The 13,166-nt window shown below is 32.6% G+C and carries 6 protein-coding genes and 1 pseudogene; all 7 read left to right on the top strand.

The genetic code is table 11. The annotated features are described in order from the left end of the window. Window positions 1-16: 16 nt before the first annotated feature. Entirely contained in the window at window positions 17-2,062 is a 2,046-nt protein-coding gene (locus ACOQN8_RS16100) for an immunoglobulin-like domain-containing protein (RefSeq protein ID WP_420553448.1), read from the top strand. A gap of 89 nt (window positions 2,063-2,151) precedes the next feature. Next, window positions 2,152-5,564: pseudogene (locus ACOQN8_RS16095) on the top strand (hypothetical protein). Window positions 5,565-5,568: 4 nt separating this feature from the next. After that, complete coding sequence (locus ACOQN8_RS16090; protein ID WP_420553447.1) at window positions 5,569-6,849, top strand: glycosyl hydrolase family 17 protein; 1,281 nt, start codon at window positions 5,569-5,571, stop codon at window positions 6,847-6,849. A 50-nt stretch (window positions 6,850-6,899) separates the two neighbouring features. Further along, window positions 6,900-8,345, top strand: coding sequence for a glycoside hydrolase family 30 protein (locus ACOQN8_RS16085; protein WP_420553446.1), 1,446 nt, complete (start codon window positions 6,900-6,902; stop codon window positions 8,343-8,345). 12 nt (window positions 8,346-8,357) lie between these two features. Then, on the top strand, window positions 8,358-10,688 hold the full coding sequence (locus ACOQN8_RS16080; protein ID WP_420553445.1) for an MFS transporter: 2,331 nt from the start codon (window positions 8,358-8,360) through the stop codon (window positions 10,686-10,688). Window positions 10,689-10,702: 14 nt separating this feature from the next. After that, the gene (locus ACOQN8_RS16075) at window positions 10,703-11,599 is read left to right on the top strand and encodes a glycoside hydrolase family 17 protein (protein WP_420553444.1); all 897 of its coding nucleotides are present in this window, start codon (window positions 10,703-10,705) and stop codon (window positions 11,597-11,599) included. Between the two features lie 2 nt (window positions 11,600-11,601). After that, a complete protein-coding gene (locus ACOQN8_RS16070) occupies window positions 11,602-12,576 on the top strand; it encodes a LacI family DNA-binding transcriptional regulator (RefSeq protein ID WP_420553443.1) in 975 nt (324 codons plus the stop codon). Window positions 12,577-13,166: the final 590 nt, after the last annotated feature.

The following is a 13,166-nucleotide window of genomic DNA, read 5'->3' as shown; positions in this document are numbered from 1 at the left end:
TCAAAAGACTAAAAAGATGAAACAATTAATTAAAAACGTTAAGGTATTATCAATCTTTATTTTGATTATAACTTTTATAGGATGTGAAGAGAATGATGCTACTTTACCTAAAGTAACCTCGGGTTTCACGTACACTGTTAATCAAGATTTAGGAAAAGTTACTTTTATCAATATATCCGAAAATGCCGATAATTATGAATGGGATTTTGGAGATGGAACTACTTCAACAGAAATTAATCCAACAAAAATATATCCTACGGGAGAATATACGGTGGTACTAAAATCAACCAATGTATCAGGAGCGTCAGAAACTTTTGAAGATAAAGTTTATATAAACATACCAATACCAGTTAGATTACCAATTAATTTTGATACCGCTAATGTTAAATACGATGAGATAACCTTATTTCCAACAGGCGGAACGTTTAAACTAGTTGAAAACCCAGATCCTTCAGGAAGTAATGCTACAAGTTCAATGGTGGCAGAATTAACAAATAATGGAGTTAATTGGGAAGGATTCTTTTACGACTTAGATGCTCCGATAGATTTTACTACAAATAAAACTATTGTAATGGATCTTTGGTCTAATGTACAAGTACCAGTATTATTAAAACTTGAACAAGGTTCTTCGGCAGATATAGAAATAACAGTTACTCATGGAGGAACAGGATGGGAACAATTAATTTTCACATTTGATTCTGATGCAAAATATAATAGACTAACCTTGTTTGTTGATGGTCCAGGAACTACCGCAGGAAAATTCTATATAGACAATATTGAACAAGTACCAACAATTGATGTAACTCCACCAACAATTACATTAAATGGAGATGCTTCAATGTCGGTTATTCAAGGAACTACATTTACAGATCCAGGTGCAACTGCAACCGATAATGTTGATGGTGATATTTCTGGAAATATTATGGTGGGAGGAGATACAGTTGATACTTCAGCCTTAGGAACCTATACAATAACCTATAATGTTAGCGATGTAGCAGGCAATGCAGCAGCAGAAGTGACAAGAACAGTTGAAGTAGTTAGTGCACCTACAGCACCAACGAATCCAGCGCCAACTCCACCAGCTAGAGAAGCAGGAGATGTAATCTCTATTTTTAGTGATGCTTATGCAGATGTAACATTAAATGAGTTGCCAACTTCATGGTCAGCAACCTCTTTTGAAGCTACAACAGTAGGTAGTGATAATGTATGGAAACTATCTAACTTAGATTTCTTAGGAATTGTAACAAATTATGCAACAGGTATAGATGTTTCATCTATGGAAAAATTGCATATTGATTATTGGGTACCATCGGGTGTTACCAATGAATTATTGGTAAAAATTGTAAATACAATTGATGGAGGAGAAGATATCGAATCTCTAGGAACAACAGTAAGCGGATCTTGGCAAAGTATAGACATAGATATGTCTGGTTTTGATGGAGGTAACTTAGCTAATAAAGAAAAAATCACTCAAATTTTAATAGATTCAGATGGTATTCCTTCTGGAGATGTATTTATAGATAACTTTTACTTTTATAAAGAAGCAAGTTCTGGAGGAGGAGGAAGTTCAGGAAATGTAGTTTCGATTTATAACAATGATTTTACAGATATTTCAGTAAATGAATGGGGACCATTTTGGGGAGATTCTTCTGCTAGAATTGTAGATGGAACTCTTAATGGTAGTCCAGCGAAAGTGATCAATATGGAAGGAGGCAAGACATTTGCAGGAATTGACTTTTCATCATCTGCATTTGATGCAACGAGCTTTACAACATTCCATATAGATTATAAAGTAGACGTTTTATTACCAGGTCAGGTATTTAACATTAAGTTATCGAACCATGAAGGCGGAAGTGGTGAAACAAGTGCAATTCAGTATACTCATGTACCAACAAGTACAGATGTAAACTCATTGTCTATTCCTTTAGCAGACTTTGTTGCTGCTAGTGATCCTCAAAATTTAATAAGAAATGCAATCGCACAAATAGTAATTTCTGCAGCTAGAGCAGATACAACTCAAGGAGTAAATATTACAATAGACAATATCTACTTCAGCGAGTAATTATAGCACCTCAGTTTGAATTAATAGAAAGGTCGAGGTACTACTTGACCTTTTTAAACAAAATTATAAGTTACACTAGTTACAATAAAATGAATTTAACTTTAGCACAAGAAGCAGTCAAAGAAGTTAAGTTAGAAAAGGTTTTTATAGAAGGAGAAGCTTTTTTTAAGATTAGCAATAATGACGAGATGCGTCCTTTTTTTATGAGTATTGTAAGTGCATCTAATCATTGGATGTTTATTGCAAGCAATGGCGGTATTACTGCGGGTAGACAAAACAGTGAGTTTGCTCTATTTCCGTATTATACAGACGATAAAATAACGGAAAGCATTGAGGTTACAGGTAGCAAATCAATCTTTCAAGTACATAGAGAAGATAGAACATATTTGTGGGAGCCTTTTTCAGAACGTGGAGAAGGAATGTTTAACATCACTAGAAATATTTATAAAAATAGTTACGGAAATAAGATATTATTTGAAGAGGTTAATCACGATTTAGAAATCACTTTTAGATATGGATGGAATACGAGTGATAAATATGGATTTATACGAACTAGTAAGCTTATAAATAACTCTTTACACTCTGTAAATGTTGACGTTCTTGATGGAATTCAAAACGTGTTACCATATGGAGTTGGTAGTGATTTACAAAATGCAAGCAGTAATCTTGTAGATGCATATAAACGAAATGAATTAGATAAGAAATCTGGCTTAGGAATTTTTGCGTTAAGTGCGATTATAGTTGACAAAGCAGAACCTAGTGAAGCTTTAAAATCAAATATTGTTTGGAGTTGGGGAATAGAAAATCCTACTTATCTACTTTCTTCAAAACAGTTAAGAAATTTCAGAAGAAAAGAAAGCTTATTTGAAGAAACAGATATAAAAGGAGAAAAAGGAGCCTATTATATCACAACCAAAGTGCAGTTAGCTTCAAATAGTAGTAAAGAATGGTATATAGTAGCGAATGTTAATCAAAACCATTCAGAAATCATTAAGCTATCTGAAAGTATTCAAAAAGACAAGGATTTATTAAAAAAAGTAAAACAAGATATCAATCTTGGTACAGAGCATTTGGTGCAATTAAATACAGCATCAGATGGTATACAAGTTTCAGCAGATAAATTAAGGAATACACGTCATTTTTCAAATGTGCTTTTCAATATCATGAGAGGAGGAATCTTTGATGATAATTATACCATTGAAAAATGGGATTTTAAAGCATATATCACAAAAGCAAATAAAAAAGTAGCTAGAAAGAATGAGATTGTTATAGATAATTTACCTGAAAACTTTATGGTTTCTAAACTAAAAGAGATTGTTGCAAAAACAACGGATAAGAATTTTAGAAGATTGTGTTTAGAATACATGCCCTTAAAGTTTAGCCGTCGTCATGGAGACCCTAGTCGACCATGGAACAAGTTTTCTATCAATACACGAAATGAAGATGGTTCTAAGAAATTAGATTATGAAGGGAATTGGAGAGATATTTTTCAAAATTGGGAAGCTTTAGCACATTCTTATCCGGCTTTTATTGAAAGTATGATTCATAAGTTTTTGAATGCAACCACTTTTGATGGTTATAACCCTTACAGGGTAACTAAAGATGGTTTCGATTGGGAAACGATAGAACCAGATGACCCCTGGAGTTATATAGGATATTGGGGAGATCATCAAATCATTTACTTGCTAAAGTTTTTAGAACTTATAGAAAGTTATGAGCCAAGAAAATTGGAAAGCTTTTTCAATAAAGATTTGTTTGTATATGCAAATGTTCCTTATAGAATTAAGCCTTATCGGGATTTGTTAAAAAATCCGAAAGACACTATTGAATTTGATGAAAACTCTGATTTAAGAATAAGACAAGAACGCGATGAGTTAGGTGCCGATGGAGCGCTTCTACGTGATGAAAATAGGTTTATACACAAAGTCAATTTTATAGAAAAAATACTAGCCACAGTACTGGCTAAATTATCCAACTTTATTCCAGAAGCAGGAATATGGATGAATACACAACGACCTGAATGGAATGATGCAAATAATGCCTTGGTAGGTAACGGAGTATCGTTGGTTACCTTATGTTACTTAAGACGATTTTTAAGTTTCTTTCAAGAAATTTTTGAAAATTCTCAATTAAAATCGGTAGAAGTTTCAAAAGAACTAGCAACTTTTTACGAAGAGGTTTTACATATTTTTGAAACACATAAAGACTTCCTTTCAGATAGTTTTACAAACCAACAAAGGAAACAGGTTTTGGATGGTTTGGGCCAAGTAGCAAGTGAATATAGATTACATATTTATCAAAACTCTTTTTCGGGCAGAAAAACCTCGGTTAGCTTAGAATCATTAAGAACTTTTATAAATCTAAGTTTGGCCTATCTAGAGCATACGATAAAAGCTAATAAAAGAGCAGACAATTTGTACCATGCCTATAATTTGATGACTGTAGAAAGTGAAAAATCAGTTTCAATAGCATATTTAGATGAAATGTTAGAAGGACAAGTTGCTGTACTAAGTTCAGGAAGTTTAACTTCATTAGAGGCTTTACAAGTATTAGATGCCTTAAAGCAGAGTCGTCTTTTTAGAGAAGATCAATACAGTTATTTATTATATCCAAATAAGGAATTAAAAGGCTTTATAGAAAGAAATACTATTCCTAATGAAGCTTTAGGAAAATCAACTGAAAAACAACTATCATAGAAAAAGATATTCTTGGAGGGTTTCATTTTAACGGGAATTTTAAAAATGCAAATGATTTGGCTATTGCTATGGATAATTTTTCGTTGGAAATTTCAGAAAAAGATAAAAATGAAGTATTCAAAATCTTTGAAGAAGTTTTTAATCACAAAGCATTTACTGGACGTTCAGGAACTTTTTACGGGTACGAAGGTTTAGGGTCTATATATTGGCATATGGTTTCTAAATTACTATTAGCGGTTCAAGAATGTTGTTTAAAAGCTATTAAAGAAAATGAAAGCAAAGAAATTATAGGAAGACTGTTAGAGCATTATTATGAAATTAATGAAGGCATTGGAGTACATAAATCACCAACATTGTATGGTGCGTTCCCAACAGACCCTTATTCTCATACACCTGAAGGTAAAGGAGCTCAGCAACCTGGAATGACGGGTCAAGTAAAAGAAGATATTTTATGCCGTTTTGGAGAACTAGGAGTGTATGCTTCTGAAGGAAAACTACACTTTAATCCGAATTTACTTAGGAGAAACGAATTTTTACAAGAAGCTAAAGAAATTAACTTCTTAACAGTTTCAGGAAATAAAAGAAAGGTGTTATTACCTACAGAGTCTTTACTGTTTTCTTACTGTCAAATACCTATTGTATATATCATTTCAAAAAAGATAGGAATAGAAATTCAATATAGTAATGGAGACTACAGAACTATAGAAGAATTGAGTATGGATGCTACAACCAGTTCAGAAATATTTAATAGAACAAATAGTGTGGCACAACTTAATGTGTTTATAACAGAAGAATATTTAAAGTAATTATATGAAGTCAAGAAGCCATATCATATTACTCATTGTCCTCTTGATTTCTTGTGGAAAAGAGAAAACAAATACTAAGCCCTTAAAGAAACCATATAAAGAAGTGAAAGCGAAAGACATACTAGGAAACCCTAATTACCTAGCTATATCTTACGGAGGATATCGTAAGAATACGAGAGAGATACAACCAACAATTGATGAGTTGAAAGAAGATATGAAAATTCTTCATGCAATGGGAGTCAAATTATTAAGAACCTATAATGTGCATTTACCACATGCTTCAAATTTATTGCAAGCAATTAGCGAGTTAAAGAAGGAGGAAGAAAGCTTTGAAATGTATGTCATGTTAGGTGCTTGGATAGATTGTAAAAACGCATGGACAGGCTTACCAGTAGACCATACACAAGAAAGCGAACAAAATAAAAAAGAAATAGATGAAGCTGTTAGACTAGCAAATCAATACCCAGATATAGTAAAAATAATAGCCGTTGGTAACGAAGCTATGGTAAAGTGGGCCACGAGTTATTATGTACAACCTTGGGTAATTTTAAAATGGGTAAATCATCTTCAAACCTTAAAAAGAGAAGAGAAACTGGATAAAGATTTATGGATTACAAGTTCAGATAATTTTGCCTCTTGGGGAGGAGGAAGTAATGAATATCATGTAGAGGATTTAAATAAACTGATAGCTGCTGTAGATTTTATTTCTATGCACACCTATCCGATGCACGATACCCATTATAACCCACGATTTTGGGGTGTTAGTCAAAAAGAAGACACACTTTCTAGCTTAGAAAAAATAAAAGCCGCTATGCTTCGTGCACGTCGCTATGCAGAATCTCAATACCATGGTGTTGAACGGTATATGAAAAGTATTGGAGTTGACAAACCGATTCATATAGGAGAAACAGGTTGGGCTAGTTATTCAAATGAGTTTTATGGAAATAAAGGTTCTAAAGCCACAGATGAATATAAAGAAGCACTTTTTTATGAGCATATGAGAGATTGGACAGCTAAAGAAGGCATGTCGTGTTTCTATTTTGAAGCTTTTGATGAAACTTGGAAAGATGCTCAAAACCCCGAAGGATCAGAAAACCACTTTGGTTTATTTACTGTAGATGGAAAAGCAAAATATGCCTTGTGGGATTTAGTAGATAAAGGAGTTTTTAAAGGATTAAAACGAGGAGGAAATACAATAATTAAAACCTATAACGGAAGTAAAGAAAATCTTCTGGTAGATGTATTAATGCCTCCTTTAAGAAAGGAACTGGTAATAACACCATAACGATTATGATACTTATAAAGAGATTAACATTTTTCGTTCTAATTTTTATAATGATGACTCAATGTAAAAATAATTCAGAATTAAAGCTAGAAGTACTAGAAACATCAGCTAGTGGGAATAAACTAACACCAATATCTGAATTTTCTATAGAAGGAAATTTATCGAAAATAAGTATCAATCCTAAAAAAAAATATCAAACAATAACCGGATTTGGAGGCTCTTTTACAGAAGCATCTGCCTATTTGTTAAACAAACTAAGTAAGAAAAATAGAGATAAAGTATTACAAGCATATTTTGGAAGGGAAGGAGCAAATTATTCCTTAACAAGAACGCATATAAGCTCCTGTGATTTTTCATTAAGTAACTATACATATGCTCCAGTAGCTGAAGATATGGAGCTTGAACATTTTAGTATAGAAGAGGATAAAGAAGATTTGGTACCCATGATAAAAGATGCTATGTCTATTTCTGATGAAGGGTTTAAGATTATAGCATCTCCATGGACAGCTCCACCTTGGATGAAAGATAATAACCATTGGGTTGGGGGTAAGCTGTTACCGAAATATAATGATAGCTATGCGCTGTTCTTTTCTAAGTATTTAAAAGCCTATAAAAAAGAAGGAATTGATATATGGGGAGTAACAGTTGTTAATGAACCACATGGAAATGGAAACAATTGGGAGAGTATGCATTTCTCACCGAAAGAGATGACTGATTTTGTACAATATCATCTAGGCCCTAAACTAGAAAAAGAAGGCTTAGAAGAGGTGAAAATCTTTGGATATGATCAGAATAGAGATGGTTTAAAGGAATGGGTAGATGAAATGTATAAAGATGAAAATTCTTCTAAATACTATGCAGGAACTGCAATTCATTGGTATGAGAGTACGGTTGACTATTTTCCAAAAGCATTGCAATATGCACATAAGAAAGCTCCTAATAAGTATCTAATTCAAACAGAAGCTTGTGTAGATTCAGAAGTTCCTAAATGGAAAGATGATGCTTGGTATTGGAGTAAAGAAGCTACAGATTGGGGATGGGATTGGGCACCAGAACATCAGAAAAGTTGGCATCCTAAGTATGTACCTGTATACCGCTACGCAAGAGATATCATTGGTTGTTTAAATAATTGGGTAGATGGCTGGGTAGATTGGAATATGGTTTTAAATAAAAAAGGAGGCCCTAATTGGTTTAAAAATTGGTGCGTAGCACCGGTTATAGTAGACGAAGAAGCAGATGAGGTATACTTAACACCAATTTATTATACACTTGCTCATTTCAGCAAATACATTCGTCCTAAGGCAGTAATCATAGACTCACAAACAAATGATGCTCAAGTTATGGTTACCGCAGCACTCAATCCTGATAAGACCGTTTCAGTAATATTATTTAATCCTACTCAAGAGAAGAAGCAGTTCACAATTGAGTTAAATAATAAAACGAAAAACATTTCAATAGGAAAGCAAGCAATACAAACTATCATCATTACTAATTAAAAGAAACTAACAATGTCACAATCAGTAAAAGTTCCATTCGGTCAAAAAGTCGCTTTTGGTGTTGGTATGTTTGCCAATCAAATGTTTCCTGCAATATTGGGTATTTTCATGGTAGTCTTGGTAGAAGATTTAAAATTTACAGGACTTATGTGGGGAATGATTTATTTATTCCCAAGATTGTTTGATGCTATCACCGATCCTTTAATGGGGTTTATTTCAGACAACACGAAATCTAAATGGGGAAGACGTAGACAATATGTTTTAGCAGGAGGAATTGTAATGGGAATTGCATACGTTTTTATGTGGCAACTCTTTAAAGAGAATACGGTACAATACAATTTTTGGTATTTCTTTCTTTGGTCTGTTGTGTTTTACTTGGGACTTACGCTTTTTAGTGTTCCTTACGTAGCTATGGGATATGAAATGAGTGATGATTTCCATGAACGCACAAATATTATGGCAATTGCTCAATGGATTGGGCAATGGGCTTGGGTAATAGCACCCTTATTTTGGATTATTATGTACGATCCAGAATGGTTCCCTTCTGCAGATGTAGCTGCCAGAAAGTTAGCCATATGGGTAGCCGTCCCATGTGCTATTTGTGCTATTGTACCCGCATTGTTTATTAAAAGTGAATCTACCTTAGATAAAGATTATGAACCATTAAACCTTTTAAATATTAGTAGTAGCTTAAAGAAAATACTGAGGAGTTTTGTAGAAGCATTTCAAATGAAAGAGTTTAGAAAGTTATGTCTTGCTACATTCTTTATTTACAATGCCTTTATGGCTGTATCCTCATTAACATTTTTTGTAATAGTCTATAAATTATTTAATGGTAGTGCAGAAGCATCGGGTATATGGATATCCCTATTTGGTGCTTTAGGAGCCTTGGGAACCACTTTTATAGTAATACCTGTTGTAGCCTGGCTTTCAAAAAGAATGGGTAAGAAAAAGGCCTTTATGTTATGCCAAACAATCTCTATTCTAGGGTATATTATGATGTATTTTCTGTTTATCCCAGGAAAACCTTGGATGTATATCATAGCCTTACCATTCTTTTCTTTCGGTATTGGGAGTTTATTTACCATTATGATGTCAATGACAGCCGATGTAATAGATATTGATGAATTGAATACAGGAAAACGTAGAGAAGGAATTTTTGGAGCAATTTATTGGTGGATGGTAAAAGTTGGTTTTGCAATTGCAGGAGCATTGAGTGGTGTTATCATATGGGCGGTTGGTTTTAATGCAGAGTTGCCAACTGTAGAGCAGCAAGCTTCAGTAGATGGACTACATGCATTTTTTTGCTTTTTCCCAATTATAGGAACAGTAGCAGCGATGTATGTAATGCGTAATTATAGTGTTTCAGAAGCAAGAGCTAATGAAATTCGTGCACAACTAGATCGTAGAAAGAAACCAGTAGGGTCTTCATACTATCAAACAAATAAATTGGCATCTTTATTTTCTTCTAATTTGAATATTGATAATTCTACAGAGATCGATTTCAAATCAAAATCAGCAGAAGAAATCAAAACAATGTTCAGAAGCACATTGCAAAATAAAATGCACGGATTGTGTTTTAGTCCGTATTTAGAAGGACAAAACATAGGAGATCAATTATCTGAAAACCAAATTCAACAACGTATGGATATTGTTGCTCCTTATACCGACTGGATTCGTTCTTTTTCATGTACAGACGGAAATGAGCTCATACCAAAAGTAGCAAGAAGTAGACGTTTAAAAACAATGGTGGGAGCTTGGATTGGAAGTGATAGCGATAAGAATGCAGTAGAGATTGATAATTTAATCAAATTGGCTAAAGAAGGATATGTAGATGTTGCCGTGGTAGGAAATGAAGTTTTATTACGTGAAGATTTAAGCGAAGAAGAACTCATAAACAATATCCTCAAAGTAAAAAAAGCCTTGCCAGATATTTCGATAGGATATGTAGATGCTTATTACCAATTTGTAGAAAGGCCTAAATTGGTTGAGGTGTGCGATGTTATTTTGGTAAACTGTTATCCGTTCTGGGAAGGAAGTTCTATTAAAGAAGCTTCAGAGTATTTAAGAAAAATGTTTGCAGTTACAGAACAAGTAGCTAATGGAAAACAAGTAGTTATTACAGAGACTGGATGGCCTAATAAAGGAGATAATACAGAGAAAGCAGAGCCTTCAGAAAGTAATGCGATGAAATACTTTATAAATACCATTGTATGGTCTCAACAAAAAAATATACCGTTGTTTTATTTCTCTTCTTTTGATGAATCTTGGAAAGTACATCAAGAAGGAGATGTTGGTTCACGTTGGGGAATTTGGAACAAGAATGAAAAGTTAAAATATTAAAACAAAGAATTGCAATGTCATTTAGAACGGGAAAAATAAAATCTTTAACAGGAAGTTCAGGAATATCTTTTGAGGGGAAATCTACAGAAGATTTGAAGGAATTATTCAATGATTTTTTAACGAATGGAATGTATGGCTTATGTGCCAGTTTTTATGAAGAAGGTCAGGAGCCAGGAGATCAACTAACCGAAGAACAAATAAGAAGAAGACTAGCCATTATGAAACCTCATATTAAATGGATTCGTTCTTTTTCTTGTACCGAAGGAAATGAGCTAATTCCCAAAATAGCTAAAAAAATGGGAATTAAGACCTTAGTGGGAGCTTGGTTAGGAGATGATTTAGAAATCAATGAAAATGAGATTAAGGGTCTGTTAAAATTGGCAAAAGAAGGATATGTTGATATTGCTGCGGTGGGTAATGAGGTAATGTATAGGAAAGATTTATCAGAAGAAGAATTACTAGCGTACATGCAACAAGTAAAAAAAGAGTTACCTACAAATATTCCTATGGGCTATGTTGATGCCTATTATGAGTTTACTGAAAGACCTAAAATTACGCAAGCTTGTGATGTTATACTTACCAACTGTTATCCTTATTGGGAAGGTTGTCATATAGATTATTCTCTAATGTATATGAAGCAAATGTATTACCAAGCTTTAGATGCGGCCAATGGAAAACCAGTTATTATTACAGAAACAGGTTGGCCAAGTAAGGGAGAAGGTTTAGAAGGAGCAATCCCTTCTTATGAGAATGCTTTAAAGTATTTGATAAATGCTCAAAAATGGTCTTCAGAAGATAATATACCGATGTTCTATTTCTCTTCTTTTGATGAATCTTGGAAGGTTGGAGATGAAGGAGATGTAGGAGCATATTGGGGAATTTGGGATAAAAATGAAAAGTTAAAGTATTAAAAATGGTTACGTTAAAACAGTTGTCTAAAGAGTTGGGAGTATCAATTTCAACTGTTTCTAAAGCTTTAAGTGATAGCTTTGAAATAAGTGAAAGAACCAAGAAAAAGGTACTAGCATTAGCTAGGAAATACAACTATCGTCCAAATAATGTAGCTGTTAATCTTAGAGCGAAATCTACAAAAACGATTGGAGTTATTATACCTAATATTTTCAATCATTTTTATACTAAAATTCTTTCAGGAATAGAACAAGAGGCAAAGAAGAATAATTATAAAGTTATTGTATCGATATCTAATGAAACAGTTTCTTCAGAAAAAGAAGGTATTTCTTTTTTCTCTAATGGAAGTGTAGACGGAATTTTGTTAGCACCTTCAGAAGAAACAGAAAAATTAGGGAACTATAAGCATATTTCAGCCTTACATCAAAAGGAGGTTCCGTTTGTATTATTTGATCGATATTCAGAAAAATTGAATTCAGATAAAGTAATTATTAATGATTTTGATTCTGCAAAAAAAACGGTAAAGTATCTAATCAATGAAGGAAGAGAAGAAATAGTAATTGTTTCTTTAATAAAACATTTGAGTGTAGGAGAATTAAGAAAGCGAGGAGCTTTTGATTCATCTAAGAAAATTAGATTACTAGAATTTGAAAAAGAGGAAGAGTTAGAAGAAGCGTTTCTAAAATTAATTAAGTATAAACGTATAGATGCCGTTTTAGCATTGGATGAGTTATCTGGTATTATAACTTTAAACATAGCAAGAACAGTATCATTTAAAATTCCTGAAGAGTTAACCATTATTAGTTTTAGTCAAGGAGTTTTATCTGAATATTCTTATCCAAAACTTTCTACAATTAACCAACATGCAAAAGAAATAGGAGAAAATTCTGTACAGTTATTATTAACTAGAATAAAAAATAAAAATATTACTTTTACGACAAAAATTATTGAAACTACATTAGAAATAAATGAGACCTAAAGATAAATTTCAATTATCTTATACCCTCCTATAGATGGAAGATTTTGTTTTTCTTTTGTTTGATTTTTTAGAAAAAACAAATAATAAAAAATTACAAATATTATTAGCCCAAAAGACATCTCTTTTTTTATATTTCTTATCCGTCTACATGAAACTATGGAGTATAAGGTTTTGGTATAGGAGTAATCAAAAGACAGTATAAATTTAAAAAGCGAGATTAATTTTAATTTAATCTCGCTTTTATGTTTTTAATATTATAAAAATGAATTTTTTATTAAGAATAATTAACTTTATTTTAAGCTTTGAATTCACGATATTTACCAAAAAAAACAGAGGAGCATAGAGTTTTTAGAAGGAATAACGGTATTTAATTTTTTACTTTTTTCAATTATCATATGGTATTTTAGAAAAAAGTTAGACATTTCGGTTTATGTTTTTTCATTCTTTTTGTTAGGAAAAGGAATAACCTTACTAAGTAATCTAATTATTACAAGAGCAATTTTTCCAGAAAGTAAAGTTGTTTTTCTAGCAGGTATCTTTCTTAATTCGTTTCTGTTTTTTTATGCTCCCATTTTATATCTTTTTGCTTT

The organism is Tenacibaculum aiptasiae (genome assembly GCF_965221665.1).
Lineage (GTDB): Bacteria > Bacteroidota > Bacteroidia > Flavobacteriales > Flavobacteriaceae > Polaribacter > Polaribacter aiptasiae.
This window is presented reverse-complemented; position numbering and strand designations above follow the sequence as displayed.